This is a genomic window from Streptomyces sp. NPDC016640, from assembly GCF_043076215.1.
Classification (GTDB): Bacteria; Actinomycetota; Actinomycetes; order Streptomycetales; family Streptomycetaceae; genus Streptomyces.
Genome location: NZ_JBIBRG010000019.1, coordinates 32,086 through 58,809, shown reverse-complemented (window position 1 = coordinate 58,809; position 26,724 = coordinate 32,086). Strand labels below are relative to the sequence as shown.

At 71.8% G+C, this 26,724-nt stretch carries 22 protein-coding genes; 8 read left to right on the top strand and 14 right to left on the bottom strand.

All coding sequences use genetic code 11. The features are described 5' to 3' along the window. Positions 1-129 precede the first annotated feature (129 nt). The 3 genes from ACF07S_RS30400 (at position 130) to ACF07S_RS30390 (ending at position 2,137) form a co-directional block, all read left to right on the top strand. On the top strand, positions 130-1,002 hold the full coding sequence (locus ACF07S_RS30400; protein ID WP_391975649.1) for a helix-turn-helix domain-containing protein: 873 nt from the start codon (positions 130-132) through the stop codon (positions 1,000-1,002). After that, complete coding sequence (locus ACF07S_RS30395) at positions 999-1,247, top strand: DUF397 domain-containing protein (RefSeq protein WP_391966646.1); 249 nt, start codon at positions 999-1,001, stop codon at positions 1,245-1,247. The genes ACF07S_RS30400 and ACF07S_RS30395 overlap by 4 nt, the downstream gene beginning before the upstream one ends. A gap of 77 nt (positions 1,248-1,324) precedes the next feature. Further along, complete coding sequence (locus ACF07S_RS30390) at positions 1,325-2,137, top strand: SAM-dependent methyltransferase (protein ID WP_391975648.1); 813 nt, start codon at positions 1,325-1,327, stop codon at positions 2,135-2,137. A 90-nt stretch (positions 2,138-2,227) separates the two neighbouring features. Here ACF07S_RS30390 and ACF07S_RS30385 read toward each other — a convergent pair whose 3' ends face one another. Further along, positions 2,228-4,120, bottom strand: coding sequence for a LamG-like jellyroll fold domain-containing protein (locus ACF07S_RS30385; RefSeq protein ID WP_391975647.1), 1,893 nt, complete (start codon positions 4,118-4,120; stop codon positions 2,228-2,230). Positions 4,121-4,580: 460 nt separating this feature from the next. On the opposite strand from ACF07S_RS30385, the gene ACF07S_RS30380 reads away from it, so the two are divergent. After that, the gene (locus ACF07S_RS30380) at positions 4,581-5,498 is read left to right on the top strand and encodes a glycosyltransferase family 2 protein (RefSeq protein WP_391966643.1); all 918 of its coding nucleotides are present in this window, start codon (positions 4,581-4,583) and stop codon (positions 5,496-5,498) included. A 15-nt stretch (positions 5,499-5,513) separates the two neighbouring features. On the opposite strand, the gene ACF07S_RS30375 is transcribed toward ACF07S_RS30380, so the two are convergent. Both ACF07S_RS30375 and ACF07S_RS30370 read right to left on the bottom strand, forming a co-directional pair. After that, positions 5,514-8,237 carry an FAD/NAD(P)-binding protein gene (locus ACF07S_RS30375; RefSeq protein ID WP_391966642.1) on the bottom strand — a complete coding sequence of 908 codons (2,724 nt, stop codon included), beginning with the start codon at positions 8,235-8,237 and terminating at the stop codon, positions 5,514-5,516. Positions 8,238-8,315: 78 nt separating this feature from the next. After that, the gene (locus ACF07S_RS30370; protein ID WP_391966641.1) at positions 8,316-9,137 is read right to left on the bottom strand and encodes an S-methyl-5'-thioadenosine phosphorylase; all 822 of its coding nucleotides are present in this window, start codon (positions 9,135-9,137) and stop codon (positions 8,316-8,318) included. A 208-nt stretch (positions 9,138-9,345) separates the two neighbouring features. Here ACF07S_RS30370 and ACF07S_RS30365 point away from each other — a divergent pair, with 208 nt between their 5' ends. Then, positions 9,346-9,954 carry a response regulator transcription factor gene (locus ACF07S_RS30365; RefSeq protein WP_391966640.1) on the top strand — a complete coding sequence of 203 codons (609 nt, stop codon included), beginning with the start codon at positions 9,346-9,348 and terminating at the stop codon, positions 9,952-9,954. Positions 9,955-9,985: 31 nt separating this feature from the next. On the opposite strand, the gene ACF07S_RS30360 is transcribed toward ACF07S_RS30365, so the two are convergent. The 8 genes from ACF07S_RS30360 to ACF07S_RS30325 form a co-directional block, all read right to left on the bottom strand. After that, positions 9,986-10,555 carry an adenine phosphoribosyltransferase gene (locus tag ACF07S_RS30360; protein WP_391966639.1) on the bottom strand — a complete coding sequence of 190 codons (570 nt, stop codon included), beginning with the start codon at positions 10,553-10,555 and terminating at the stop codon, positions 9,986-9,988. Between the two features lie 13 nt (positions 10,556-10,568). Next, positions 10,569-11,936, bottom strand: coding sequence for a sulfotransferase (locus ACF07S_RS30355; protein WP_391966638.1), 1,368 nt, complete (start codon positions 11,934-11,936; stop codon positions 10,569-10,571). Next, positions 11,933-13,939, bottom strand: coding sequence for a methyltransferase domain-containing protein (locus tag ACF07S_RS30350; RefSeq protein ID WP_391966637.1), 2,007 nt, complete (start codon positions 13,937-13,939; stop codon positions 11,933-11,935). Before ACF07S_RS30350 ends, ACF07S_RS30355 begins: the two co-directional genes overlap by 4 nt. Then, positions 13,932-14,408, bottom strand: coding sequence for a rubrerythrin family protein (locus ACF07S_RS30345; protein WP_391975646.1), 477 nt, complete (start codon positions 14,406-14,408; stop codon positions 13,932-13,934). The genes ACF07S_RS30350 and ACF07S_RS30345 overlap by 8 nt, the downstream gene beginning before the upstream one ends. A gap of 8 nt (positions 14,409-14,416) precedes the next feature. Then, positions 14,417-15,184 (bottom strand): class I SAM-dependent methyltransferase, encoded by a 768-nt coding sequence (locus ACF07S_RS30340; RefSeq protein ID WP_391975645.1) that lies wholly within the window; start codon positions 15,182-15,184, stop codon positions 14,417-14,419. Positions 15,185-15,339: 155 nt separating this feature from the next. Further along, positions 15,340-16,398 (bottom strand): sulfotransferase family protein, encoded by a 1,059-nt coding sequence (locus ACF07S_RS30335; protein ID WP_391966634.1) that lies wholly within the window; start codon positions 16,396-16,398, stop codon positions 15,340-15,342. Positions 16,399-16,418: 20 nt separating this feature from the next. Next, positions 16,419-18,101 carry a B12-binding domain-containing radical SAM protein gene (locus ACF07S_RS30330; protein WP_391966633.1) on the bottom strand — a complete coding sequence of 561 codons (1,683 nt, stop codon included), beginning with the start codon at positions 18,099-18,101 and terminating at the stop codon, positions 16,419-16,421. Between the two features lie 35 nt (positions 18,102-18,136). Next, a complete protein-coding gene (locus ACF07S_RS30325) occupies positions 18,137-19,222 on the bottom strand; it encodes a ParB/RepB/Spo0J family partition protein (protein ID WP_391975644.1) in 1,086 nt (361 codons plus the stop codon). Positions 19,223-19,341: 119 nt separating this feature from the next. Here ACF07S_RS30325 and ACF07S_RS30320 point away from each other — a divergent pair, with 119 nt between their 5' ends. Next, positions 19,342-20,514, top strand: a complete 1,173-nt coding sequence (locus tag ACF07S_RS30320) for a sulfatase (RefSeq protein ID WP_391975643.1) — start codon at positions 19,342-19,344, stop codon at positions 20,512-20,514. Between the two features lie 24 nt (positions 20,515-20,538). Here ACF07S_RS30320 and ACF07S_RS30315 read toward each other — a convergent pair whose 3' ends face one another. The 3 genes from ACF07S_RS30315 to ACF07S_RS30305 all read right to left on the bottom strand — a co-directional run bounded on the left by ACF07S_RS30315 (position 20,539) and on the right by ACF07S_RS30305 (position 23,520). After that, the gene (locus ACF07S_RS30315; RefSeq protein WP_391966630.1) at positions 20,539-21,573 is read right to left on the bottom strand and encodes a dimethylarginine dimethylaminohydrolase family protein; all 1,035 of its coding nucleotides are present in this window, start codon (positions 21,571-21,573) and stop codon (positions 20,539-20,541) included. A 1-nt stretch (position 21,574) separates the two neighbouring features. Beyond that, the gene (locus ACF07S_RS30310; protein WP_391966629.1) at positions 21,575-23,002 is read right to left on the bottom strand and encodes a sulfatase-like hydrolase/transferase; all 1,428 of its coding nucleotides are present in this window, start codon (positions 23,000-23,002) and stop codon (positions 21,575-21,577) included. A gap of 95 nt (positions 23,003-23,097) precedes the next feature. Continuing rightward, positions 23,098-23,520, bottom strand: a complete 423-nt coding sequence (locus ACF07S_RS30305; RefSeq protein ID WP_391966628.1) for a DUF6027 family protein — start codon at positions 23,518-23,520, stop codon at positions 23,098-23,100. Positions 23,521-23,783: 263 nt separating this feature from the next. On the opposite strand from ACF07S_RS30305, the gene ACF07S_RS30300 reads away from it, so the two are divergent. After that, positions 23,784-25,178 carry an MFS transporter gene (locus ACF07S_RS30300; protein ID WP_391966627.1) on the top strand — a complete coding sequence of 465 codons (1,395 nt, stop codon included), beginning with the start codon at positions 23,784-23,786 and terminating at the stop codon, positions 25,176-25,178. A 211-nt stretch (positions 25,179-25,389) separates the two neighbouring features. After that, the gene (locus ACF07S_RS30295; protein WP_391966626.1) at positions 25,390-26,352 is read left to right on the top strand and encodes a phosphotransferase family protein; all 963 of its coding nucleotides are present in this window, start codon (positions 25,390-25,392) and stop codon (positions 26,350-26,352) included. The last annotated feature ends 372 nt before the right edge of the window (positions 26,353-26,724 follow it).

The window sequence follows — 26,724 nt, the reverse complement described above, 5'->3', positions numbered from 1 at the left end:
AACTAACTATGGTTGTAAAGCACTTCAGGCTGCAACCGACTCTCTGATAATTTCAGGAAGACGCTTTCGGTCCGATGGCATCGTCAAGCCACCGTCACGTTGTCACCGGTGGCGTTCAGGAGGCAGGGCGTGAGCGAACCCCGTCCGAACACGGGCACCAGCGCACCGACGGTGCTGCGCATGATCCTCGGCCGGCGGCTGCAGGAGATGCGGCTGGCCGCCGGCGTCTCGTTGGAGGGCGCGGCCGATGCCCTGCGCGTGAAGCCGTTGACCATCCGGCGTCTGGAGAAGGCGGAGGTCGCCCTCAAGCCGCTGTACGTGGAGAAGCTCCTGCAGACCTACGGCGCCGGCCGGCAGGAGGTCGACGAGTTCGTCGACCTGGCGGAGCGGGCCAACGAACCCGGCTGGTGGCATGCCTACCGCGATGTGGTGCCCAGCTGGTTCACCGCCTACGTGAGCCTGGAGTCCGGCGCACGGACCCTGCGCACGTACGAACCCCACTACGTCACCGGTCTGCTCCAGACCCGTGACTACGCGCGAGCCGTGCTGCGCGGCGGATTCCCCAACGACGACGCGGAGGCCCTGGAGCGGCGGGTCGACCTGCGTCTGCGCAGACAGAGCCTGCTGGAGCAGGCGGACGCCCCCACGCTGTGGGTGGTGATGGAGGAGGCGGTGCTGCATCGCGTGGTGGGTGACGCCACGGTGATGAGGGATCAGCTGGACCGGCTCCTGGAAGTCTCCGAACTGGAGCACGTGAGCGTCGACGTGGTCCCGTTCACGGCCGGTGCCCACGTGGGGGCGTGCGCGCCCTTCACCTACTTCCGGTTCGACGAGCCGGAACTGCCCGACGTCGTCTACAGCGAGATCTTGTCCGCCTCCATGTACCTCGATCAGCGAGCCGACGTCGTGGACCACCTCGAGGCGCACAACCGGATGTCGCTGCTGACCTCCTCCGAGGACAGCAGGGCGCTCCTTAACCGCATGCGCAAGGAGTACTCATGACCAGTGAAGGCGATGTGTACAACGGGATGCCCGCGTCCGCCCTCGGTGAGCAGGGGTGGGAGCGTCCCTGGAGCGGTCCCAACGGGGGGCAGTGCGTGGAGACCAAACTCCTGGCCGACGGACGCGTCGCGCTGCGGCAGTCGACCGACCCCGGGGGACCCGCGCTGATCTACACGCCGGAGGAGATCGCGGCGTTCGTCAGAGGCGTCAAGCAGGGACTAGCCGATCACCTGGCGGTCGGCTGAGGGCGCCGGACCGCGCCGGCTCGCCGGCCGGTCCGCTGTGCACCACAGGCAGTCGTGCACCACACAGAGGGGAAACGATGAGCAGTACCCATGGCCCGCGGGACATCGACACCAGCAGGCCGCACTCCGCCCGTATGTACGACTACTACCTCGGCGGGAAAGACCACTTCGCCGTCGACAAGCGGGCCGCGGAAACCGTGGCCGAGGCCTATCCCGGCATCTTCACCTGTGCCCGGGAGAACCGTGCCTTCATGCACCGGGCCACGCGGGTGCTGGCACGCGAGCACGGCATCCGGCAGTGGCTCGACGTCGGCACCGGAATCCCCACGGAGCCGAACCTGCACCAGGTGGCGCAGAGCGTGGTCCCCGACGCCCGCGTGGTGTACGCGGACAACGACCCCCTCGTCCTCAAGTACGCCGAGCGGCTGATGCGCAGCACTCCGGCGGGCCGGACCGGGTACATCGAGGCGGACGTCAACGACCCGGACGCCCTGCTCGACGCCCCCGAACTCGCCGACGTCCTGGACCTGAGCCGCCCCGTGGCGCTGTCCCTGAACGCCCTGATGCACTTCGTCACGGACGCCCAGGACCCGTACGGCATCGTGGGCCGCCTGCTGGGCGCCCTCCCGTCGGGCAGCGCGCTGGCGCTCAGCCACTGCACCCCGGACTTCGCCCCGGCCACCTGGGCGAAGGTCACCGACATCTACACCGAGGGCGGAACGCCCGTGCAGTTCCGTGCGCGGCGGGACGTCGCCCGCTTCTTCGACGGGCTGGAACTGCTCGACCCGGGCGTCACCGTCGGCCACCGCTGGCGCCCCGACCGGGCGGACGGCACCACTCCCGGCGACGCGGAAGTCAGCCTGTGGGTGGGGGTGGGCATCAAGCCCTGAGCCGGCGTACCGGTCCCGGCCCGTGTACCGCGCACGGCCCCGCCCGGGGCAGCGTGACCGCAGCCCCGGGCGGGGCCGTGCGCGGGCGGCTCAGCCGAACGGGGTGAGGAAGTCCTCCACCGGCAGGGGCCGCCCCACGATCCGTGTGTCGCCGATCCAGCCGTAGAACCCCTGCCCGAAGGACGCGTCGAACTGGGTGGCGCCCAGGACGAAGGGCTTGCCGAGGGTGGCGATGCCGGTCGACGCCTGCGCCGGATTGCGGGCGATCCTCGAACCGTCCACGTACATCACCGTGCGGCGGCCGTCGTTGACGACGGCGATGTGCATCCAGCGGCCCACCGGCACGGCGTGGCTCCAGGACGTGGGGTCGGCGTCCTGGCGGTGCGGGTAGACGACGAACTGCAGGAACCGCTCGGGCGACAGGTTGAGGCTGCAGGTCGGCTCCAGCGGCGACCAGCCGGTCGTCTTGCCCGCCTCCGCGTTGCGGCCCTCCCAGCTGAGGATGCCCATCCAGCTGTGGTCGCCCTCGAACGGCTCGGGCAGCCGGACGAAGGTCTCGATGGTGTAGCCGCGCAGGAACTTCTCGCTGTTCAGGGCGGCCCGGGCGGCGGTGGTGAGGACGGCACCGCGGTCGGGGTTCTTCCCGCCGTCGAACCGGAGGCTGGCGTGCGCCGGCTGTCCGCGGTGATGGTCCGCCGACCAGGTCAGCACGTCGGCGTCGCCGGAGTGCAGCCGGCGTACCGTCAGGTCGTTGCCGTTGCCCGTCAGGTCCTTGACGACGGTGCCGTCGGCGACGCCGGCGCCGGGAGTGCCGGCCGCGTCGGTGCCGTCGGCGTCGAAGCGCCAGTAGGCGAGGGTGCCGCGGGGCATCACGGCCCGGGCGGGCCGGGGCACGGGCGGGGCGACGGGGGCGAAGCCGGCGAACCGTGCCTCGAAGTCCACGCTCAGGCTGAACCGGTCGGCTCCGCCGGTGAGTTCGACGGTCTCGGCCGCCAGTGGGGAGCGCTCCTCCTGGTCCCGGGCCAGGAACCAGGGCGAGAACGTCTCGACGTCGATGACGTTGCGCGCCAGGTCGAAGCCGTAGGTGCGGATCATTCCGGCCCCGCCGTAGTAGCGGTCCTGGTAGTTGGTGACGTGGAGGTGGACGTCGTTGCCGGCGTCGTTGGTCAGCACCGTACGGCCGGGCGGCCAGTAGTGGCCGCCCAGGGCGAGGAAGATCTGGTCGTTGCCCTTGACCAGGCGGTCCCACAGGCGCTGTCCGTTTCCGGAGAGCCGCGCCCTGCCGTCGTCGTCCGACCAGGCGATGTCATGGGTGGTCAGTACCGCCGGCAGGGAGGGGTGGGCGTCGAGCACGCCCTGGGCCCACGCCAGTCCCTTGTCGGAGACCCGCCAGTCCAGTGCGAGGACGAGCCACCGCCGGCCGCCCGCCCGCAGGACGTGGTAACTGTTGTAGCCGTCGGGCGAGGCACCGCCGAACGTCGGCATGGCCCGGTAGCGGTCGGGCCCGAACGCGGCGAGGTAGGCGGAGCCGCCGCGCTGGTCGTCGGTGGACGAGTCGACGTCGTGGTTGCCCGCCAGCACGCTGTAGGGAACCCGGCCGTGCAGGACGCGGAAGGTGTCGGCGGCGAGGCCGATCTCGTCGTCGGTTCCGTGCTCGGTGACGTCGCCGAGGTGTGTCATGAAGGCGATGTTGGCCGCCGACCGTTCGGCGGCCAGGTACCGGAACGTCGCCCGTAGCGGAGCGGGGTCGGCACTGTCGGCGTCGAACAGGTACTGGGTGTCGGGCAGCACCGCCAGCGCGAAACGCGGGCTCTCGGCATCGAACCGGCCGCCGGCCGCCACGGTGCCGTCCTCCGCCGCCTCGGCCCGGCCTGCGTCCGTACCGGCCGCCACGGCGCCGGCGGCCGGTACGGCCACCGCCGCGCGCAGCAACGCGCGTCTGTGCAGGGCTTGGTGGTGACTCGTCTGTCCCTCAGTGCTCATCAGGGCTCCACGGACCGCGTAGTGGGGTGGGATCAGCCCGCATGCTGCTCACCCGCGCTGGCCGCCCGGTTGCGTGGAGCTGAACACCGGCTGTGCGGGCCGGCTCCTTCGGGGACCACCCCGCCCGCGGCGGCTCTCGCGTCCCGGCCCGTCCGTCCCGACGGGACGGACGGGCCGGTAAAGGAACGGCGGATGGCGACGCCCGTCGTTCAACTGAGGATTTCCATCCGCTTTTACGGGTGCAGGCACCGCGGAATACCTGTGGTAAACGCGCCTGTCCGATGCCCGGAAGTCGGCCGTGCCGAAAATCTGCACAAGGCCTGATCTTGCTCCCGATTGGCTGATCCGCTAAGACTGTGGGGGCGCCCGCCGGGCGATGCGGAAGCCGACCTCGGATCGCACGACTCCTCTCCATGTCACCTTCCGGGCGGACTGATCGGGCTATGCAAAGGAATGTTCCGTGCAGGTGAGCGTTGTCATCCCCACCCATGATCGGCCGGAGCGGCTGAAAGTCGCTCTCGACAGCTTGCGGACGCTGGACTTCGACGGACAACTCGAAGCGATCGTGGTGAATGACAACGGAATACCGGTCGACGACGTGATCGAGAACGCCGCCCGGACCGTGAACGTCCGCCTTATCGACCTGCCTGTCAACGGAGGCGTGTCCACGGCCCGCAACGCGGGCCTGGAGGCGGCGAAGGGCGAATACGTCGCTTTCCTGGACGATGACGATGTCCTCGACCCGCGGCATTTGGCCGAAGCGCTGCCGCTTTTACGGAGCGGAGCCGACCTCGTCTACAGCAGTGTCGCCATAGCCCGGACGCGGATCACCGGTACGACGATCGGCGACGCGGAAGTGTTCGTCCGCATGGATTTCCCGCTCGGCCGCGAATTGCTCGAGGTCACGAACCACATTCCTCCGTCAGCGGTGGTGTGCCGCTCCCCGCGGGCGGCCGACGCGTGGTTCGACCCCGCCCTCCTGGTCGAGGAGGACTGGGACATGTGGCTGCGGCTGATCCACGAACACGGATACAAGGCCGTTCACCAGCCGCGGGTCACCGCCGCCGTGCACCGGATCCCCGGAGTGCGGAGTCTGACGACGGTGTCCTCCGACGACATCGCCGGACTCAAGCCCTACGAGGACACCTGGAACCTGCTCACCGAGCGGTGGCCCGTGGGCAGCGAGCGCGTGCGGGAAGTACGCCGCTTCGTGCCCCTCATGTTCGGGATGGCGTACGACATGATGCGGGACGGCACCCCCGTCGACTTCCACTACTACGAGCGGACGGTCCGCGTCCTCTACAACGCCCTCGGCGAGCTCCCCGACACCGACGACCGTGTCGTGGACGGCATCCGTGCCGCCCTGCACGGCGGCTGAGGCCCCCGGCGGGCGTCAGACCGGCAGCGCCGCGAGCCGGCGGCGGTCGTGAGGGGAGGAGCGACGGTCCAGCCGTTGCTCCAGCCGCACCCGGGCGGCGTCACAACGGCCCGCGGACACCAGTGCGTACAGCAGGGTCTCCTCGACGACCTCGCGCTGCGCCGCGCTCCCGCCGACGGCGGGGAGTCTCGGCAGCAGGCGCTCCAGCCGCAGTGCCGCCTGCGCCCACCGCTCCTCGACGATGTGCCCGAAGGCCTCGCACAGCGGCGCGATGACCTCCCGCTGCACCGTGTCGGCGTCGAGGGCGTGGGTCTGCAGCCGCCGTAGCCCCGGCAGGTCGCCCGAGGCCATCAGGGCGACCGCCGCGTGCAGGGCGGTGAAGGCGGTGGCCGGGCGTTCCAGGGTGTCCGCGCCGGCCGCGTCGATCACGTCGCCGATCGGCAGCCGGCCCTTCCACGACCCGGTCAGCCGCGCCCGCCACACGAGGGAACCGGAGTCGACGAGCGCACGGACTCCCCTGACCTTCCCGGGAGCCAGCTGGGTCACCCACCGGCGGCGGACCGCCGTGGCATCGTCCAGGGCCAGTTCGTGCAGGGCCGCGTGCCAGGAGAAGTGGGCGCGATGGGTGTTCCCGCGCCCATGACCGCCGAGCCACGCATCGAGGCGTGTCCGCCCCGCCTCGTGGTCCCCGCGTTCGTAGTGCACGTGCGCCAGCGCGTGCATGGCGTGACCGGAGTCGGGCTCCTCCGCCAGGGCCCGCTCCGCCAGGGCACCGGCCTCGTCGTACCACCCCTCGTCCTGGTGGACGAAGGCGAGCAGGGAGGTGTGGAACCAGTGCCCGTGGTGAGCCGGCGCGGTCTTCCTCACCACCCGCCCGGCCATCCCGCCATGGGCGTCGTGCAGCCCGGCGAACGCGATGGTCGGGACCGCCGCCGCGAGCGCCAGCCGGTCCCCGGGATACTCCTCCAGGTAGCGCAGGAGAGCCGCGTCGGCCTCGGCGGCCGTGCCCCGCACCCGCCGGACGACCATGTCCACGAAGGCCCGTTCGCGCCCGTCGGCCCGCTCCCGCACACACCTTCGCGCCCTGGCCAGGGCGAGGGCGACATCGACGTCCGCGCCACTGTCGTGTCCGATCAGCGCCAGAGCGGCGTGGGCCACGGCGAACCCGGGGTCCAGGGCCGTGGCCCGGCGGAACGCACGCTCGGCGCCGGCCCTCACCTTCAGCACGCGCTCCGTCCCCGAACGGAAGGCGGCCGCGGCGGACGAGTGGGTACTGAGCGCGAGCCCGGCACCGTCGGACGGCCGCCGGACCACACGACGCGGCGGTGCGCCCGCCGCGGACCGCACGGACGGCAGCCCGAGCACCGCCTGGGCCACCGTCGCGGCCTGGACGCGGATCTCCGGGATCGCGGTGGTCTCCCACAGCTCGCCGCGACGCGGCGCACCCAGCGTCCACAGCGGGTGCTCCGCCCTCCCGGACCGGCCGCGCAGGCGTCCGTCCTCCGTGGCCACGCCGATGCCCAGGGGACCGGGCACCGCGGTGCCGCGCCGCACGAGGTTCCGCCACAGCGGACACGCCGAGTCCGCCGGGCGCAGTCCCGGGCCGGTGCAGTCGACGACCCAGCCCACGCGGAACTCGCGGCCGTCCCGGAGCGTGACGGCCGGCGGACCGGATGCCGCCGTCCGGGCGCCGGCGACCTCCCCCCGCCAGATGCGCAGGCGTCCGGACCGGCGCAGGCGGGCCACGGCCTCGGCCGTCGCCGGGGGCATGCGGTGGCGGTGCACGTTCCACAAGGAGGCGTCCCGGGCGAGGAACTCGGCCCGGTCCGCGAGCGGCAGGGACGCCCAGAGCCGCGCGGTGTGCGGGCGCAGGCCGTCCAGGGCGGGGCGCCAGTCGCCATGGGCGCGCAGGGCGCGGCCGATGTGCCGGAGCACCGCGGCCCGTAACGCGGGCAGCGTCCGGCAGCGGAGGAGATCGTCGCAGTCGGCCGGGGGCAGCGCGGTCACCGTGTGCGGCTGAGGCAGCAGACCGTTGCGGGACACCGCGTGCACCGTGCGGCCGGGACGTTCCAGTCGCAGGGCGACATCCATGGCCGTCAGGCCCGTGCCGATCAGCAGCACGTCGTCCGTGCACCCCGGTGCGGCCGGGCCCGTCAGGGCGCCGTGCGTCCACGGGTCGGCGACGAAGCGGTCGCTCGTGCGCAGCGCGGCCGGTGGACGGGCCGGGGAAGGGGAGGCCGGACCGCTCGCCAGGACGACCGCGTCGACGTCGGCGGCGGTACCGTCGGCCATCTCGATCCGCGCACCCGCCCCGGCGCCGCCGTCGAAGCGGCAGTCGGTGACCCGGGTGCGCAGCCGCCGGACCTTCACGATGCCGGCGGCCGCGATGATCGCCTGGCCCAGTGTGTCCGCGAGGTAGGCGCCGTAGCGGTGACGCGGGACGAAGTCGGCCGTGGTGATCGTGGGCTGGCCGTGACGGCACAGCCAGCGCACGAAGTGACCCGGATCGTCCGGGTGGCAACTCATGCCGCCGGCCGGGACGTTGAGCAGGTGCCGCGCCTCCCGGCCGGCGTAGGCCCTGCCCCGCCCGGCCTCCGGGGCCGGGTCGATCAGCAGGAGCTGGAGGGGGATCCGCCGCCGCACGGCCGCCTCGCACAGCTGGAGGGCGACCAGGGTGCCGGCCGCCCCCGCTCCCACCACTGCCACAGAACCCCGCGGAGCGGATGTGCGTGACGACATGCTGCCTCCAGTCCGTACGACGAGTGGGCGGGTGGGCGTCCGGACGGCCGGCGGTTCGGCGGTCCCGGGGCGAGGTGCCTAGGACTGGTCGGTGTCGGGCGCGCCGGCGCAGGAGCAGGCCCGGTCGGAGGGGAGGTTCTTGATGGCGCCGGTGAGGAGGGGGCGGAGCCGGTCGATGTTCTGCTTGAAGACGTGGAGGACTTCCTCGTGGGTGACGCCGTCGCCGGTCTCCGCGCCCGCGTCGTGGTCGGTGACCAGGGCGATGGACGTGTAGCAGATGCCGAGTTCGCGGGCGAGGGTGACTTCGGGCTGTCCGGTCATGCCGACGACGGTTCCGCCGGCGGCACGGTGCCACAGGGACTCGGCGCGGGTGGAGAAGCGCGGTCCCTGGATGACGACCAGGGTGCCGTCCGGACGCGGGTGCCACCCCTGGGCGCCGGCCGTGCTGATCACGGTGTCGCGCCCGGTGGAGCAGTACGGGTCGGCCATGGGGGCGTGAGCGACGGGCGGGAGGGTGCCGTCGGTGCGGGGCAGGCCGTCGAAGAAGGTGTGCTCACGCCCGTACGTGCGGTCGATGACCTGGTCGGGGACGACGAGGGTGCCGGGCCCGAGATCCTGGTGGAGGCTGCCGACGGCGCAGGGCGCGAGGATGCGGCGCACTCCGGCGGAGTGCAGCGCCCACAGATTGGCCCGGTAGTTGATGCGGTGGGGCGGCACGGAGTGGGTGCGGCCGTGACGAGGGAGGAAGGCGATGGTGCGCCCCGCGTACTCCCCGATGAGGAGGGCGTCGCTGGGCGGGCCGTAGGGGGTGTCGACGGACACCTCGGTGACGTCGTCGAGGAAGGAATACAGGCCGGAACCGCCGATGACACCGATGTCGGCGTGGGGCAGGTCGGTCATCTTGTGCTCCTTGCGGCAAAGGGGCGGCGCGGAGGGAAACGTGCGTGCCGGGGTGTGGGGTTCATCCAAGAGCCGGCTCGCGGTGGGATCAACCCTGCCGGCCGTTCAAAGGCGGACTTCGAAGGGCGGCCCGAAGGGCCGATACTGTCGCTGGTTTCGATGGCTGTCCTGATGTGCTGGGAGACACGTTCCGGTGGATGCCCGACAGTTGGACGTTTTGTGGCTCGCGCACAGCGAACTGGCCTTCTACGGGCTTCCGGCCCTGCTCGGTCAGGTGCCGGAGGTGTCCGGACACGTGGTCTGCCAGGACAGCGCTGCTGTCGAACAGCACCTGGCGGACGGGTTCTTCGACGTGTGCGTCCTGCCCCTGAGCGTCTACGGTCCGGCCCTGGGCAGGCTGGCTCGTACGGGCGCGGGGCGGCTGGTGCTCAGCTTGTCGGACACGGCGGTGCTCCACCCCGGCCTGGCCCATGGCCGTCGTGTGGACGCCTGGCTGCTGGAGCAGTGCATCACCCTGGACGTGCTGCGGGAGACCTTCCGGCAGCTGGCGCTGCCGGTGACCGGGGCGGCCGCGCCGCTGCGGACGGAGCCGACGGCGGATGCGGCGGGCCGCTCGGGACGCCGCAACGGCAGGCTCACCGCGCGGGAGTTGTCCGTACTCCGTCTGCTGGTACAGGGACTGACGAATCAGCAGATCGCCCGGGCCCTGGGGATCTCGGTACATGGAGTCAAGCGCCACCTGTCGAATCTGATGCTGAAGTTCGACTGTTCCAACCGGACGGAAGTGGCACTGGCCGCCTTGCGGATCTGGGGGTGAGATCCGTGGTGCCGCGCCGGTGTCCGCGTTGTCACACGGTGATGGCGGCGTGTATGCGGTCGTTTTTCAGCAGGTGCTGCAGGCGTTCCCGGCCGGAGAGGAAACTCAGTTCCATCAGAACGCTGACGGAGGTGACGTGGGCGCCGGTGGACTGGATGAGTTCGACGGCTGCTTCGGCGGTGCCGCCGGTCGCCAGGACGTCGTCGACCACCACGACACGGTCGTCGGAGTCGAACGCGCCCCGCTGGATCTCGATGGTGGCGGTGCCGTACTCGAGCTGGTAGGCGCGGGCGAGGGTCTCGCCGGGGAGTTTCCCGGCCTTGCGGACCGGCACGCATCCGGCGCCGCAGCGCAGCGCCACCGGGGCGGCGAGGAGGAAACCGCGTGCCTCGAGTCCGGCGATCTTGGTGGCGCCGTACTGCGCGCTCGCGGCGGACAGGATGTCGACGGCGGCGGAGAAGGCCTGCGGGTCGGCCAGCAGGGGGGTGATGTCCTTGAACATCACCCCGGGCCTGGGGTGGTCGGCGATGTCACGGATGCGGTCGGCGAGATGCCGGCCGGGACCGGTGACGGCCGCGGGCGACTCGTGCGATGTGGTCATGGATCTCTCCGGGTCAGGCCCAGTGGGCGGGGTCGGTGTAGCCGAGCCGGTCGGCCAGGTCCAGGGTGGGGGCGTCCAGCGCCCGGGTGATGAGGTCGCCCCGCGCCCGCCAGCGGCCCGCGCCGGGCCGTGCCGTGGCGGCCACCGGGGCGATGCCGTGGTGGACGGACCGCAGGAGGGCATCGCCCAGGGGGATGCCGAGCCAGCGGGTGAGCCGCTCGTAGGCGGCGGCGCGGCGTTCGGGACCGGTGATGAGGTCCTCGAAGCGCAGGGTCAGGCTGTCCGTCCGGCAGGTGCCGAGGTGGTCCAGGACGGCCTGGTGACTGCTGCGCCACTGGAAGGCGCAGACGCCGAGGAGGGGCGCGGTGGTGTACTCCTCCCAGCCGGGAGGCAGGTCGAACTTCCACCACCACCGGTTGTCCGGGCACCGCTGGACGTAGTCGGTGATGGCCAGCGGAGCCGGCATCCGGTGGGCGTGGAAGCCGTGGTGCAGCCATCCGTCGAACAGCCCGTTCACCGCGGCGGCCGGGTTGCGGGTCAGGTGCAGGACACGCATGCGGGCGTTGGGGAACAGGGCGCGCAGGAAGTCCAGCCGGTAGGCGTTGCTGGGCGTCTTGACGACCACGGTCCGGTCCCGCAGGCCGTCCGGCCCCACCCGGCGCCAGGGGCGGGCCAGGACGAACGGCGGTTCCTCGATGAGGAAGGGGCCGGGGGAGGCGGCACTGGGCGTGCCGAACCCCTCCCGCCGCAGCACGTCGGGCGGCAGATCGTAGTACCAGGGGCTGACGGGCAGGCCCTGGCCGCGCAGGTGCCGCAGCAGTTCGAGGGTCACCGTCGCCGGGTCACCCGGCGGGGCGCCCTTGAGGAGATCACGGGCCCGGTCGGCCAACTCCAGCGGCTCCAGGGGAAGATGCGGCCACTGGACGGTCAGCCGCCAGGCGATGTCGAGGGCCAGCCGGTCGGGGTCGGAGCCGTCGGCGGGGGCGCCGGCGTCACGGGCGAGTTCCTCGTCGAGAAGGGTGCGGACGGAGGCGGGGAGCGCGTCGAGGTGGGCGGCGTCGAGCCGGTCGGAGCCGGATCCGCTGTCGGGATGGCCCAGACCGGCCAGGCGCAGGAACGGGTTGATCTCCGCCTGGAGGTGGACGAGGTCGGGTGAGGCCCGCAGCGCCTCGGCGAGCATGCTCGATCCGCCCCGCGAACTGGAGGCGATGACCAGCAGGGACCGTACCCGCGCCGTGAAGTCCTCCACGGCGGGCGTGCGTTCGCGTCGCAGTGCCGCCAGACGCTCGTGCAGCGACGACAGCGCGCCGGGCGGGACGGCGCCGGCCCGGGCGCTGCTGGTGCGGCTCGGTGTGCGGTGTGCGTGGCCGGTGTGGGTCACAGGGGCTTCCTGAGCGAGTAGACGCACCAGCGCCACTGGTCCCGGATGGATCCGTCGGGCAGGACTTCGAAGGGGTGGACGGCGCGGACCTCCGGCGGGGCGTCGTAGAACAGCCGCTGGATCTCCCGCCGGTGGGCGGGCGTGGTCTCGTGGGTGTCGATCCACTGGTCGATGGACTCCCACAGCAGGTACTCCGTCATGGTGACGTCGGTGAAGCCGGCGCCGGTGAGCAGGGAGCGGAACTCCTCCTCACGGAACATCTGGTGCAGCAGCGGCTGCTTCTTCTTGAAGACGCGGTACATCCAGAAGGCGTCCTCGTCGGCGTACGGCACGATCTGGCCCACGATGAACTGGCCGCCCGGGCGCAGGACCCGGAAGATCTCCGAGACCGGGCGCTCGGGCTGGGGCAGCAGGTGCAGGACTTCGCGGGTGACGACCAGGTCGAACGAGCCGTCTTCGTAGGGTAGGTCGTAGACGGTGCCGCGGTCGACGCGGTCGAGGCGGGTGGAGGCCAGCTCGACCATCTCGGGAGTGAGGTCCAGGCCGATCATCTCTTTGACGCGGCCGCGGAAGGAACCGCCGACGACACCGCTGCCGCAGCACACGTCCAGCATCCTGGCGTCCTCGCCCACCTGGCACAGCTCGGCGTGCTTGGCCAGCAGTTCCTCGTCCGTGAGCCAGGCACAGGAGTCGTGCCAGTCCTTGGAACGGATGCCGAACTGGCGCTTGTACACGCTGTAGTCGATGTCCAGCTGCTTGCGCTGGTGCCGGGCGGTGCGGCCGGCCAGGCGGGCGGCGAGCCGGGCCCGCGCGGCGTCCAGGACACGGTGGGTCACCTGCCGTGCGAGCTGGTCGTCGCTGTTGATCCGGCGGGTGAACTCCTCGCTGACGGCCCGGTGCACCAGGCGGCCCGTCTCGGTGTTGGTGAGCCGCTTCTTGGTCTGTCCGTCGAAGCGGGGCGCGGCCATGCGCAGTGAGACGACGGCGGTCAGGCCCTCCAGCACGTCGACGGTGGTGATGCGTTCGGCGGTGCGCGAGTTGAGCAGGTTGTGGGCGGCGGCGTACTGGTTGATCACCTCCGACAGCGCGGCCCGCATGCCGTCCACGTGGGCTCCGCCCTGGTCGGTGCGCACGCCGTTGACGAAGCTGCGGACCTCCTCGGTGTAGCCCTCGGTCCACTGGAAGGCCAGGTCGAAGGAGACGGTGTCGTCGTCGGACAGGGTCACCACGACGGGCTCGGGGTGGACGGTGGCGGCGTGGGCGTTGAGGTGCTCGAGGAAGCCGCGGACCCCACTGGTGAACGCGTAGCGCGTGACGGTGCCCGTGCGTTCGTCCTCCAGCCGGGTGTCCAGACCGGGGTGGAGGAAGGCGATCTCCTGAAGTCTCTCGCCGAGCACCTTCGCGGAGAAGTCGACGGTGTCGAAGATCTCCGTGTCCGGCAGGAAGGTGACGGTGGTACCGCGGCCTTCCGTGGGACCCAGTTCGGTCAGGGGGGTGTCCGGCTCCCCGCGGGTGTAGTCCTGGCGGTGGTGGACGCCGTCCTGGCGCACGTCCAGGCGCAGCCACCGGGCGAGGGCGTTGACGCAGGACAGGCCGACACCGTGCAGGCCGGCGGAGTGCACGTAGGAACCGGCGGTGAACTTGCCGCCGGAGTGCAGGGTGGTCAGCACGACCTCGCAGGCGGGCCGGCCGGTCTCCGGGTGGATGCCGACGGGGATGCCGCGGCCGTCGTCCTGCACGACGCAGGCGCCGTCGGCGCGCAGAGTCACCGACACCGAGGAGCAGTAACCGGCCTTGTGCTCGTCCACCGCGTTGTCCAGCAGCTCGAGCACCAGGTGGTGCAGGCCCTCGGCGGTGGTGGAGCCGATGTACATCGACGGGTTGCGGCGCACCGCCTGCAGACCGGAGAAGACGACGATCGACGCGGCGTCGTACGCGCCGGCTCCCGCCGTCCCCGCCCCCGCCGGCGCGGGCGGGGGCGCGGTGGAGAGGTCTTCACGCATCGGCTCCTCCAGGGATGTGGGCGGCGTCGGGCCGTTCGCCGGATGTGCGGGTGAGGTCGTCCAGCGCCGCCTTCAGACGGGCGGTGTGCTGCTTCTTGAGCGCCTCGAGGGTGCTCAGCCAGCTCGCCGTGTCGGCGTGCCCTTCCTCCAGCGCCGCGGAGGTGAGGCGGGGGTACAACTCGCCGGCGTCGTGCAGGGCCGCGACCACCGAGGAGGCCAGGTTGAGCCGGCTGTCGCCGACACCGTCCTGGTGGCCGGTGGTTTCCGTGTCGGTGTCGCGCAGCACGTCCAGATGCCCGTGCGCGGCGCAGACGAGGCTGTCGGCGAGTTCGGTGAACAGCCGTGCGACGTCGGCGTGTCCCTCTATCTCGGCGGTCTGGGCGAAGTACGTGTAGCGCAGCGCGGAGGCGGCCTCCACGGCGAGCGCCGCCCGCAGGTCGCCGGCGAGGGTGTCACTGATGTGCGTCATGGCTCTCCTCACAGCACATGGGCGGCCTCGCCCGGTTTGGTCCCGGCGGCCAGGACGAACAGCATGTGGTCGGTGAACCGCCCGTCCGCCTCGCGTACGGCGTGCAGCGAGCGGAACGCGGGGGAGGCCCGCCGGTAGACCTCGCGGATCGCCTCGCGGCGTTCCTCCTCGATGGCACCGTTGTCCGACCAGACGTCGACGTCCTCCACGGACACGTACGAGCGGGTCTGCGTCCGTTCGCAGCCGGCCTTGACCAGGACGTCCTCCAGGCCCGAGGGGAGGAAGAAGTGACGCCGCACGGGATTGCGCAGGCGCAGGATCTCGAAGTACTCCTCGCGGTCGCGTTCGTCGTAGGCGCAGAGGTTGACCACGACGACCCGGCCCCCGGGCCGGACCACCCGGACCATCTCCTCGACCGCCGCGGGCAGGTCCATGAACTGGATGCCCTGCCGGCACACCACGATGTCGAAGGTGTCGTCCTCGAAGGGGAGTTCCTCGGCCGGCGTGACCACCAGGCGGTCGAGATGGGGACGGGCCTGCTCGGCCATCTCCTCGGTGAGGTCGACGCCGACCAGCTCCGCCACCCGCCCGGCGAACAGGCGCGACACCAGGCCGGTGCCGCAGGCCACGTCGAGCACACGGTCCTGCGGGCCGGGCCGCGCCAGCTCCAGCAGCAGCTCGCCGAGCTCGGTGTCGGTGCACCAGGAACTGGAGCGGTCGTACGTCGGTGCGCGCAGCCCGAAGTGGTCGGCCACGTCCTTGCGGCTGATGGTCAAGAAAGGACTCCTCGCAGTCGGTCCGTGCCGCCCTGCCCCGTCCGTGGACGGGGCAGGGCGGATCGGGGATAGAGGAAAACGGGTTCGGGTCCGTGCCGGGGGCCCCGCGCCGCGCCGGCGCGGTCCGTGTCCGGTTCCGCCGGGCGCGGGTGCCGTCAGGCGGTGGTGCCGCGGTGTGCGGGGCGGCGTCCGCCGAGCCGGGGCGGACCCGCCGCGCGTGCCGCGGCCGCCCTGATCCGGAGGAAGCGGACGTAGGCGTCGCGGCGCATCCGGGCACGGTGGTTGTCGTCCTCGCGTGCCGAGCGCCACTCGATGCGGGCGCGCAGCCAGGCCGAGCGCAGCGCCACGGCCAGGGGCGAGGGGTCGGGTACGGTGCCGGCCGCCGGGTCGACCGGGTAGCCGAGCGACTGCTTGACCGGCCCGGTCACCTTGTCCACCAGCAGGCGTTCCCGGGTGGACAGCCCCGTGCGGCCGGCGCCGACGCGCCGGCCGGTCACCGGCTGCCCGGCCTGCCGCCAGGCCCGCGCCAGACGGGCGGTCTGGCGCGCGTCGGCGGAGGTGTGGTGTTCCAGCATGGCCGGCTCCACCTGTTCGCCGAGGAAGGCGCAGAGCCGGCCGACCTCCTCTCCGGTGTTCGACACCAGGTCCTCGTAGCGCAACAGGTGCACCACGTCGGGGCCGTAGGTGTCCAGGGCGGCCCGGGCGCGTTCCTGCTGGGCCCGCCACAGGTGGGCGGTGCGATAGGGGTGGCTGGGGCCGAACACCGCGCGCTTGGCCGAGGAGGCCACGTCGCACGGGTCCCGGACCAGCCACACGAACCGGGCGTCGGGACGGACGGCCAGGACCTCGGCGACATGATCGACCATGAAGGTGCTCTTGCAGCCCCAGCGGGCCTTGCCCACGGCCGTCCGGTGTTCCTCGTAGATGGCCGCGACGATCCCGAACAGCCCGTCCCCCGGCGCGGCCGCGGCCGCGGCCAGGACGCGGTCGCGGTCGACGTGGTGCGGCCACGGGTGGATGTGCCGGCGCAGCAGGCCGAGCGCGTCCGCGGTGGCGCGGGCGCGCCCGGCCGCGGCCGGGAGGCGGTCGTAGGAATCCGCCAGCGGTGCGAGGTAGCGCATGAAGTGCGGAGGGTGCGGAACGGTGATGCGGGAGTGAGCGTTCAGGATCAACCGGAGCAGGTTGGATCCGGACCGCTCGGTCCCGATGATCATCACGGGACCGAGCTGCCCTGTCATACCTCGCCGACGCCGGCCAGCGAGGGCGACGTCATCTTCTTGGCGCCGCACTCCATCAGGCTGCTGCCCGCGCGGGCCACCTCGGGATCGCTGCACTGGTCGAGGGTGAAGCGCTCCGAGCCAGGGGCCAGCGGGCCGGCCGCGGAGCTGAACTCGCGGCGCCAGCCCGTCCCGGCGTAGACGGTCGAACGCTCCAGGCCGTCCGCGGGCTGCGGGTGGAAGTACTGCATGTGCTCGGGGAAGTGGTGGAAGTCCATCACCGGACCGGGCTGGTAGGCGTCGTAGATGCGCTTGTACGCGTCCCGGCACACCTTCTCGGGAAGACCGCTGACGTTGAGGAACTCGTCCTCGTGCAACGCCTGTTCGACCGACAGCCAGTTCAGGTGGTCGATCTCCGAGCGGATCGTGCCGGACGCCAGCGCCTGCTTGTAGATGGTGGTGCCCGGCATCGCCGACAGGTACTTGACCCGGGTGACGTGGTTGTACGTCTCGGCGAACTCGACCATGTGGTTGAGGGATTCCTCGCTCTCGTTGGGCAGGCCCACGATGAGCAGGGAGCCGAAGCGCACACCGGCGTCGAAGGTGGTGCGCATGGCCCGCACGGTCAGGTTCTCGCTGCTGCCCTTGCGCGCCTCGCGCAGCACCTCGGTGCCCAGCGACTCCACGCCGTACAGGATGATGTCGCAGCCGGAGTCGCGCATGGCGTTGACGCGGGGCTCGTCCATGTCGGCGCACCGGGTCAGACACGTCCAGCGGATGTCGTGGTCCTTGATGACGTCGCAGATCTCCAGGGTCTGCTTGCGGTGGGAGCTGAACGTCAGGTCCACGAAGAACGAGAAGTCGATGTTGTACTGGCTCTTCAGCCAGGCCATGTCCCGGTCCATCTTCTCCGGGGACTTCGCCCTGACCTGCGGCGTGGTGCGGTAGCAGAACGAGCAGTCCATCTTGCAGCCGCGGCTGTACGAGGAGATGATCTGCGGCTGCAGACCCATCGGGCTGTGGTACTGCGGCCACAGGTCGAGCCGCATGCGCGGCAGCGCGTCGAGGTCCATCATCTGCCCGCGCGGCCGGGTCCGCTTGGCCTCGCCCTCGGGGGTGCGGTAGCAGATGCCGCGGATGTTGGGCAGGTCCCGCGACCAGTTGCCCGAGGCGTAGCTCTCCATCAGCTCCAGGATGGTGATCTCGCCCTCGCTGACGACCACGATGTCGGCGGCGGTGTGCTCCATGAAGATGTGCGGCACCGACGTGCACAGGGACCCGCCCACGATGATGGGCACGTCCGGTTCCGCCTCGCGGACCTTGGCCATCAGCTCCTGGCAGAACGGGAAGTTGTCCTCGAACGTACACAGGCCGAGCACGTCGGTCTGCCCGACGATCTGGTCGTAGGCCGACCGCAGCGGGTCGAGGTCGTAGCGGACGTCGACGATGCGCACCGGATAGCCGGCGTTGTGCAGCACGGTGGAGATGTAGCTGGCGCCCTCGTAGGGGGACGTCAGGAAGAACTCCCAGCCGCGGGGCATGGTGAACGGGGACGGGCCCACCACGAGGGTGAAGCGCGGCAGCGACGGGTCCGTGGCCACCGGGGTGATGTCCTGTTCCCGCATCTGGTTCATGAACTGGTTGTCCACCAGCTCGTCGGCGTTGGCGTATAACTCCAGGGCGAGTGACTTGGGCGCCATGACGGCTCCTTCTGCCGGTCGGCTCGGGACTGTGCCTAACTGGGGATGCGCTGGTCCGTCTCGGGTTCGGCGGTGGCGGTCCGCAGATGCGTGGCGATGTGCTGCCAGTAGGCCGCGTAGGTGTCTGCGAGGTCGACGATCATGTCCGCGCAGTGGTGGGGGAACGCGTCGATCAGACGGTCCCACTGTGGCACGAGCTGGGCTTGGGCGTCGAACAGACGCAGAAGGGCCCGCCCACTGTCGGTCAGGCGCAGCGAGGGGTCCTTGCGCAGCAGGTGCAGCACGGCGGCGGGGGTGCGGGGCTGGGCGCTGGGAGCGGTCGCCACCCGCGGCGCCGGTACCAGCGTCGGTGGCTGTGCGGGCGCGGGCGGGGATACGGGCGGGGGCGCGAGCGGGGACCGGGGGGCTGGCGCCAGGGCCCGGGGGATGTGACCGTCTGGTGGTGCGCCGGTGCCGGCGCGGGTGGGGGCCGGGCTGCGTCCGGTGCGCAGGCGCTCCCGGACGTCGTGAGCGGTGCCCAGGGAGATGCCCGCTTTCGCGGCGACCTGGCGCAGGGGCATGGTGGGGTGGGCGGCGATGAGGTCGCCGGCACGGCGGCGCCCCTCGGTGGCGTCGAGGGGGCGGGTACGGCCGTCCTGGCCTATGCGGGTGTTCGAGAGCGGGATTTCCCCGGACGAACGGCGGCGGATGGCGGCGACGGTCTTGGGGGAGAGACCGCTGGCGCGGGCGATGGCCCGGTCGGACCAGTGGGGGTGGGTGCGGGTGATGCGGGTGGCGGCGGCGGTACGGTCGGTCAGCGACAGGGGCAGCCCGTGGCGGATGTTGTGCCGCACGGCCAGCACGAAGGCGTCGGCGCTGCCGCCGTCGTAGTAGCGGACCGCGATGTGGGTGCGTCCGCGCAGGGCCGCGACGCGCAGGCGGTGCATGCCGTCGATCACCTGCATGGTGGACCGGTGGACGAGGATCGGAGGCAGGTCGGTTCCGGCCTCCAGCAGCAGCCGCACATGATCGGGGTCCTCACCGCACCGGCGTGGACCTTCGGCGGCGGACAGGGCGTCGAGGGGAACGAGGTGGACCGGGTCGTGGGGGGAATGCGCTTCCTGGTCTTCCCCGAGGGTCATACGGCCTCCGTTCTTGACGAACTTCAGCGGAACACCCGCTTCTCGTCAGGCAGCGTACAAAGGCCCGATCAGTAAGGGATCAACGCTCCATCAGCAACTCGCGAAAGGACGGACAGGACATGCCGAACGTGCTGCTGGTCTCCCTGGACACGGTCCGGGCCGATGTCGCCTACTCGGGGAAGATGCCGGGCATCGAATCACTGCGCCGCCGGGGCACCACCTTCCGGCAGGCCATCTCGTCGGCGCCGCTGACCCCCATCAGCCACGCCAGTGTCTTCACCGGACTGCAGCCCGCCCGGCACGGCATACGGCACCTGCTGCGCGAGCAACTCGCCCCCGGCGCCGTCACGCTGGCCGAGCGGCTGAAGAAGGCCGGCTACGCCACGGGGGCGGTGGTGTCGTGCCCCGGACTCAACAAGTGGTACGGCATGGACCGCGGCTTCGACTTCTACGACGACGAGATCCCCCGGCTGCCCGACGGCAGCGACCCGCTGACCACACCCGACGTGAAGATGCGCGGTCTGGCCCTGAAGCGGGCGCCCCTGGTGGTGGACCGGGCCATGGACTGGCTGTCCCGGCAGGAGGCGCCGTTCTTCCTCTTCGCCCACTTCTTCGACGCCCACTGGCCCTACGAGCCGCCCGAGGACGTCTGCCCCACGGCGGCCAACCCCTACGAGGGGGAGGTCGCCTACAGCGACCACCATCTGCGCAGGATGCTCGCCCGGATCGAGGAGCTGGGACACGCGCTGGACGACACCCTGGTCGTGTGTTTCTCCGACCACGGCGAGGACCTCGCGGGCTGGTACCCCAACGACCACGCCGGCGACCGGGGCCACCCCTACGAGGAGGGACACGGCTGTCTGCTGTTCGACACCACCCAGCACGTGCCGCTGATCATCTCCGGCCCGGGACTGCCGCGCGGCGTGGAGATCGACAGCCAGGTCCGGCTGGTGGACATCGCGCCGACGGTGCTGGAACTGCTCGGCATCGACCAGGACGACGCGGACGGGGCGTCCCTGACGGAGTTCCTGGGCACGGACCCGGCCGGCGCCTCCCGGCCCGCCTACAGCGAGACCTACTACCCCGAGGAACGCCGGGCCGACGGCCAGTACCCGGATCTGTCGCCCCTGTCCGCGGTGCGCTGGGACGAGGGGGAGGGCGGGCGCCGGAAGGTGATCTGGCACATCGGCGGTGACACCGTCGAAAGCTACGACCTGCGGGCCGACCCGGACGAACACCACGGACAGACCCTGTCCGCCGCCGACGCACCCCACGGCACGAAGCCCCGCTGACCCCCGCCGCGCGCGGGCGGCCCGTCAACTGCCCCCGCCCGCCGGGCCGTCCGTGTCCCCCCGGCGCAGGATGCCGGTGAGGCAGCCCAGGGCGCCGGCCGCCTTGACGTACTCGCCGACCTCCGCGGTGAGCACCTCCAGGCCGGCGCCCTCCAGACGGCGTCGGGTCACCGGACAGCCGGCCGGCATCAGCACCCGCCCCGGCCCGAGCGTCACCAGGTTCATCGACCGCCGCCGCACCACCTCGTCGTCCGGCGGCAGCTCCAGCAACTCGTAGTCACGACGCACCAGTTCGGCGCGCGCCTGCGCGGACAGCGCCGCCGTGTGCACCACGGCACGCCCGCGGTCCACGAAGACGACCGAGCCCAGCAGGTGCTGCGCACCGCTGCCCACCGGCACCTCCACCGTGTCGGCGCCCTGATCGCGCAGTACCTCCCGCACGGTCGCCGCTCCCGCCCGGTCGGTGCGCAGGCCGCGCCCCACCAGCACGGTGCGCCCGTCGACCCACAGGGCGTCCGCACCCTCGAAGACGGCCCCGCCGGTCATGATCCGCAACAGCGGCACACCCAGCGCGGCCAGGGCCGCCGCGGCGTGGCGTTCCTCGCCGGCCCGCTGCGCGGACGCGCAGCGGGCCAGGACCGCGCCCTGCGGGGTGGCCAGGAACAGGTCCCGCGCGAAGACGATGTTGGGCCCCGCGGTGGGCGGCGGCTCGAAGACGTGCACCCGCACCCCCTGGGCCCGGTACGTCTCCGTCAGCGCGGCGAACTGCTCGCGCATACGGCCCGGATCGACCGGGGCGCGCATCAGCTGGGCGGCGGGGTCGGTGACCGACGCGATACCGGTGTGCGGGCGGGCCAGCAGCACCTCGCGCAGCGGAGCCCACTCCGAGCGGTAGCCGCACCGGGTCCACCGCTCACCGGCGCGGACCTCCTCCTCATGGGTGGCGGTGCGCGGGATCCAGCCGGGACCGCCGAGATCACTGGTGAGTGCGCCGGCCCCGGGCGCACCGCCGGACGCGGCGCGGCCGGCCGGCGGTGACGTCATGTCGGACGAGGCCATGTCAGACCGAGTAGCCCAGCGCGCGCAGCTGGCCGCGGATCTCGTCCGTGAAGGACACCTGGTCCGGCTCGCGCAGCGCCGTACGGTAGTCGTCCAGCGTGGCCAGCAGGTCACTGCCGTCGTCCTCCGGCACCGGCTGGGGCACCGACGAGGCGTCGAAGCGCTCCACCCACGACGTCTCGGCCGGCCGGATGTCCTGGAACCACTCGCTGTACTGGCGGGTCAGCCGCACCACGCGCCGGTCGTCCTGGTAGGCGGCGTGCCCGATGAGGTAGTGCCGCAGGGCTCCGGGCTGCTGCCCGGTGAGCTGGCGCTGCTGGTAGGTGACGAACTCGTTGAGCTCCGAGGTGTAGGCCTCGGCGAGGGCCGGCGCGTCACCCTGCAGCTTCTCCGTGCCGCGGGCGACGGCCGCCAGGGACCGGCCGTCGAAGACGCCCGTGGCGGGGGCCGGGATGCCGGCCAGGTCCAGGACGGTGGGCGCGATGTCGACCGTACGGATCCGGTTCCGGTGCACGGCGGGTGCGACGTCGTCGCCCACGATGATCAGGGGCACCCGCAGGACCGCCTCGGCCATGGAGTTGAAGTGGCCGTTGGTCCGCTCGTCGAACTCCTCGCCGTGGTCGGCGAAGACCGCCAGCAGCATGCGCCGGCCGGCCGCGGACATCCGTTCGCGCAGCCGGTCCAGGAAGGCGGCGAAGCGCGTCTCCAGGAAGTGCTGCACGCCGTCGAGGTAGATCTGCAACAGCCGGTCGTACTGGCCCTCCGCGTGCAGGTAGGCGATCGCCCGCTTGTAGTTCACCAGCAGCTCGGTGTCCTCGGGGCTGCGGTAGCTCTCCACCAGGAGGTCGGTGAAGGGAAGCGACGGCGGCAGGCCGGCGGTCAGCTCCGCCACCTTCTCGCGGTAGGCGTCCCCGCCGAAGGCGAGGTTGTGGAAGCCGTACGGTGAGTGCACCGCGCCGAAGTGGGCGCAGGAGACGGTGGAGTCACGCGCCAGGACCGCGTCGATGAAGGCGTCGTCCTCCTCCACCAGGTAGGTGTCGATGTCGCGGGTGAAGCCCAGCTGCGGCCCGAGGATGATCGGGAAGTCCGTCTTCAGCACCGTGGCACGGCCCGCCCGCCGCCCGTAGGAGAAGACCGAAGGGGCGCGCAGCGAACCGTTGTAGAACTCGTGCAGCCCGTTGTGCAGCGGGTACTGCCCGCTGAAGATGGAGCCGTGGGCGGCCGCCGTGTACGGGGCGGCACTGATCATGTTGGGGAAGTAGGCTCCCTGAGCCGCGAGCTCGTCCAGCACCGTGGTGCGCGCCGGACGGATCCCGCTGTACTTGTGCGGCCACAGCGGCATCGGGTTGCAGGCCAGCGCGTCGCTGCGCAGGGTGTCGATGGAGATCAGTACGACGTGGTCGTAAGGGGCGTTCGACTCCACGGGCATGGTCCTCACCTAGGGTGCGTCGGGATGGCGAAAAGGTGCGCGTACGGCGTGTTCGACCGGGGAACTTCCCCGGCTGAACACCCGTGCCAGGCGGATCAGTCGTGCTGGGCGGGGTAGACCTCCGGCCTGTCCAGCGGCACCTTGAGCCACGAGATCATGTGGCGCAGCTGGTGGTAGGCGGCCAGGCGCTGTTCGTCGCTGTCGGCGTCCTCGGCGGCGGCGATCGGCGCCCACAGCCGGGGCACCATCACGGGCCCCACCTCCAGCAGTCCGCCGCTGCCGCCGGTGGCCCACTTCGCCAGGACGTAGCGGGCGATGACCCCCACCGGGATGTCGAGGTTGCGGGACATGCCGCGCAGGGTGACCAGCGGGTCCAGTCGCCCGTATTCGGCCACCTCCTGCTTGAAGTTGGCGTGCGGGTCGTCGGCGGGCCAGGTCTCCTTCCACCGGCGCAGACGGACGACTTCCTGGCCGTCGTCGTCCGTCCAGACGTCCCGCTTCCCGGTTGTGTCGTCCATGCTTCCCTCCACACCGGCAGTGAAGAATTTCCGCCGCTGATTTTCGGGTCACCCGTCCTGGCCGGGCAACCTCGGGGACGTCACCGTCGAACGATCTGGACGTGCGCTCGCCCGGCCGAGTAGAACCTTTCCGTGACGCGGCGGCATTCCGCCGTGCCGTGCCCCCACTCCGCCGAAAGCGCCTGCCGGCGAAAGAGGGCGAGAAGGGAAAGAATTCCTGTGACGAGCCATGGCGAATTCCTCGGATCCCTCATATGACGGCCGTGGAGAATTCCCGCCCACCGGCCGGCGGCCACAAGGCGGCGCCCCCGCGTTCGACGTCCGGCCGGGTCCTGGTGGCCAGCACCGTCGGCAGCGCCATCGAGTGGTACGACTTCTATCTTTACTCCACGGCCTCGGCCCTGGTGCTCGGGCCGCTGTTCTTCCCCAGCCAGTCCGCGACCGCCGGCACGCTGGCCTCGTTCGCCACCTATGCCGCGGGCTTCGTCGCCCGCCCGTTCGGCGGAATCCTCTTCGGCCACTTCGGAGACCGGGTCGGCCGCAAGGCGATGCTCGTCTCCACCCTCCTCATCATGGGCGTGGCGACCTTCCTGGTCGGCGTGCTCCCGACCTATGAACAGGCAGGCGTCCTCGCACCGGTCCTGCTGGTGGTCCTGCGTGTGGTCCAGGGCATCGGCATCGGCGGGGAGTGGGGCGGAGCCGTCCTGATGAGCGGCGAGCACGCCCCGGCCGGGCGCCGGGGCCTGTACTCCAGCTTCCCCGCCGCCGGTTTCCCGATCGGGCTGTGCGCCAGCACCGCCATGTTCCAGCTCGTCTCCCGCCTGCCGTCCGACCAACTGCTCAGCTGGGGCTGGCGCCTGCCCTTCCTCGCCTCGATCCTCCTGGTGGTGGTCGGCGTGTTCGTCCGGCTCGGGGTGGCCGAGTCCCCGGAGTTCACCCGCGTGCGCAGCGAGGGCGGGCAACTGCGCATTCCGCTGTCCGGGGTGCTGCGGCAGGGCCCGGCCCCGATCGTGCGCGGTGTGCTCGCGGCCCTGGGCCTGGCGATGCCCGTCAGCTTCTTCACGGTCTACCTGCTGTCCTACGCCTCTTCCGGACCGGCCGAGGGCAACCGTACCGCCGTACTGGACGGCCTGCTGATCGGCGCTCTCGTGGAGACGTTCATGCTGCCGGTCGCCGGATGGCTCTCCGACCGTGTCGGACGCGGCCCGGTCATGCTGTGCGGGTACGCGGTGTGCGCCGGGGCGGGTGTGGTCGCGCCGGCCTGGCTGACCTCGGGCGACAGCGTGCTGATCACGGCGACGTTCGTCCTCTCCATGGGGATCGGACACGCCTTGATCTACGGCGCCTTCTCCGCCCTGCTGATCGACATGTTCCCCGTCGGCCACCGCTACTCGGCCCTCGCGGTCACCTACCAGCTCGGGGCCACCCTCGCCAGTTTCGGCCCGCTCGTGGCCGTGGCGCTGGCCGGAGGGGAGCGAACGGCCACGCCGGGGGCGATCGTGCTCTGGGGCTGCCTGCTGGCGGCCGTCGCGGCGGTGGCGACGGTCCGCCCGTACCGCCCCGCACCGACGGAGCCCGGAGCCGGCGCACCGCCCCGTGACCACGCAGCCGCGGACGGGCCGGCCGGACCGTCGCCGGCGCCCACATCCGTGGACTGATCCCGGCAGCCGCGCGGCGGTCCCGCGCCGGCGGGACCGTGTGCGCCCGCGCCGCCACGCTCCGCGGCCGCCTGGGGCCCGGGCCGGGGCCCGGTCCCGGACACCACGGCGCGGGCGGACCGCGCGACGCCCGCCGGGCGGGCGGACGGGGGTGAGCCGGGCCCGGCGGTGTCTTTGCCATGGGCCACGCGCATTGGAAAGGATGATCCGCATGGATACGTCCTCACACGCCACCCCGGCCACCGCACCCACGGCCACCAACGACCGCCTGCCGTGGGAGAAGGTGCCCGCCCGGGTGCGGGACAGGGTGGAGTCACGGCTGGGCGCCCGCGTGGTGCGGGCCCGGACCCAGTCCGGCGGCTATTCCCCCGGGGTCGCGGCGCGGGTGGAACTCGCGGACGGCCGGCGCGTGTTCATCAAGGCGGTCGGCGCCGACCTCAATCCGGACAGTCCCCGCCTCCACCGCTCCGAGGCCCGGATCGCCGCCCGCCTCCCGGCGGCGGCGCCGGTGCCCCGCCTGCTGGCCGCCGAGGACCTCGACGGGTGGGTGGTGCTGGTCTTCGAGGACGTCGACGGCCGGATGCCGCACGAACCGTGGCACCTGCCGGAACTGCGCCGGGTCCTTCAGGCCATGACCGGCCTGGCCGCCGTGCTGGACCCCTCGCCGGTCGGCTCCCCGACCCTCCAGGACCGCTACGGGCCGTTGTTCACGGGCTTTTGCGAGATGGAGTCCGACCCGTGGCCCGACCCGTGGACCCGGCGGCACGCCCGCCGGCTGGCCGAGGCGGAGGCCGGGTGGGTGCGGGCGTGTGCGGGCACCGCTCTGGTCCACGCGGACATCCGGGCGGACAACGTCCTGCTCGCCGGGGACCGGGTGCTCTTCGTGGACTGGGCCCACGGCGCGGTCGGGGCGGGCTGGTTCGACGTCGTCTTCTTCGCCGGCAGCGTCATCATGCACAACGGCCGGCCCGGAATCGAACTGCTGGACGAGCATCTGGCCGGCCGCGGCGTCGATCCGGACGCGGTGATCAGCGCCCTGGCCGCGGTCACGGGTTTCTTCCTGCACCAGTCCCGTCAGCCGGCGGTGCTCAACCTGGCGGGACTGCGTGCCTTCCAGCGGGCCCAGGGCGAGGCGACACTGGCCTGGCTCAAGGAGCGCACCGGCTGGCGGTGACCGGCGCCCTGACCGGTGGCACACGGGCGGCGAGGCCGCGGACCGGCCGATGTACCGGAAAGGGAGAACGGGGAGGGCGGGGACGGAACGGTGACGAAGTCACGGGCCCGGAATCCGGCGGTCCGCCGGATCCGGCCGGACATCAAAAGAGAAGCGGCCGGCAATGGTCGTCCCACAATTGAACAGTGCCGTGAAATACCGTGCCTGTGGTATCCACATGCTTGAGCCTGCCGGTTCGTTACATGTATCGATCTTCGAGGAGACGGTGATGCGACGCAATTGTGTTGCGGAGGAATCCCGGCCCGGGGTGTCGGCTTTAGCGGGCCGGGCGCGGGTGCCCGTGGGGGCCGGCGTCCGGCAGGGGCGTACGTC

What these genes read in the sequence shown, in the direction of transcription:
- ACF07S_RS30395 (WP_391966646.1), top strand. Translation starts at nt 999, where the DNA reads ATGACCAGTGAAGGCGATGTGTACAACGGGATGCCCGCGTCCGCCCTC.
- ACF07S_RS30390 (WP_391975648.1), top strand. Translation starts at nt 1,325, where the DNA reads ATGAGCAGTACCCATGGCCCGCGGGACATCGACACCAGCAGGCCGCAC.
- ACF07S_RS30385 (WP_391975647.1), bottom strand. Translation starts at nt 4,120, where the DNA reads ATGAGCACTGAGGGACAGACGAGTCACCACCAAGCCCTGCACAGACGC.
- ACF07S_RS30375 (WP_391966642.1), bottom strand. Translation starts at nt 8,237, where the DNA reads ATGTCGTCACGCACATCCGCTCCGCGGGGTTCTGTGGCAGTGGTGGGA.
- ACF07S_RS30370 (WP_391966641.1), bottom strand. Translation starts at nt 9,137, where the DNA reads ATGACCGACCTGCCCCACGCCGACATCGGTGTCATCGGCGGTTCCGGC.
- ACF07S_RS30360 (WP_391966639.1), bottom strand. Translation starts at nt 10,555, where the DNA reads ATGACCACATCGCACGAGTCGCCCGCGGCCGTCACCGGTCCCGGCCGG.
- ACF07S_RS30350 (WP_391966637.1), bottom strand. Translation starts at nt 13,939, where the DNA reads ATGCGTGAAGACCTCTCCACCGCGCCCCCGCCCGCGCCGGCGGGGGCG.
- ACF07S_RS30345 (WP_391975646.1), bottom strand. Translation starts at nt 14,408, where the DNA reads ATGACGCACATCAGTGACACCCTCGCCGGCGACCTGCGGGCGGCGCTC.
- ACF07S_RS30335 (WP_391966634.1), bottom strand. Translation starts at nt 16,398, where the DNA reads ATGATCATCGGGACCGAGCGGTCCGGATCCAACCTGCTCCGGTTGATC.
- ACF07S_RS30330 (WP_391966633.1), bottom strand. Translation starts at nt 18,101, where the DNA reads ATGGCGCCCAAGTCACTCGCCCTGGAGTTATACGCCAACGCCGACGAG.
- ACF07S_RS30325 (WP_391975644.1), bottom strand. Translation starts at nt 19,222, where the DNA reads ATGACCCTCGGGGAAGACCAGGAAGCGCATTCCCCCCACGACCCGGTC.
- ACF07S_RS30320 (WP_391975643.1), top strand. Translation starts at nt 19,342, where the DNA reads ATGCCGAACGTGCTGCTGGTCTCCCTGGACACGGTCCGGGCCGATGTC.
- ACF07S_RS30315 (WP_391966630.1), bottom strand. Translation starts at nt 21,573, where the DNA reads ATGGCCTCGTCCGACATGACGTCACCGCCGGCCGGCCGCGCCGCGTCC.
- ACF07S_RS30310 (WP_391966629.1), bottom strand. Translation starts at nt 23,002, where the DNA reads ATGCCCGTGGAGTCGAACGCCCCTTACGACCACGTCGTACTGATCTCC.
- ACF07S_RS30305 (WP_391966628.1), bottom strand. Translation starts at nt 23,520, where the DNA reads ATGGACGACACAACCGGGAAGCGGGACGTCTGGACGGACGACGACGGC.
- ACF07S_RS30295 (WP_391966626.1), top strand. Translation starts at nt 25,390, where the DNA reads ATGGATACGTCCTCACACGCCACCCCGGCCACCGCACCCACGGCCACC.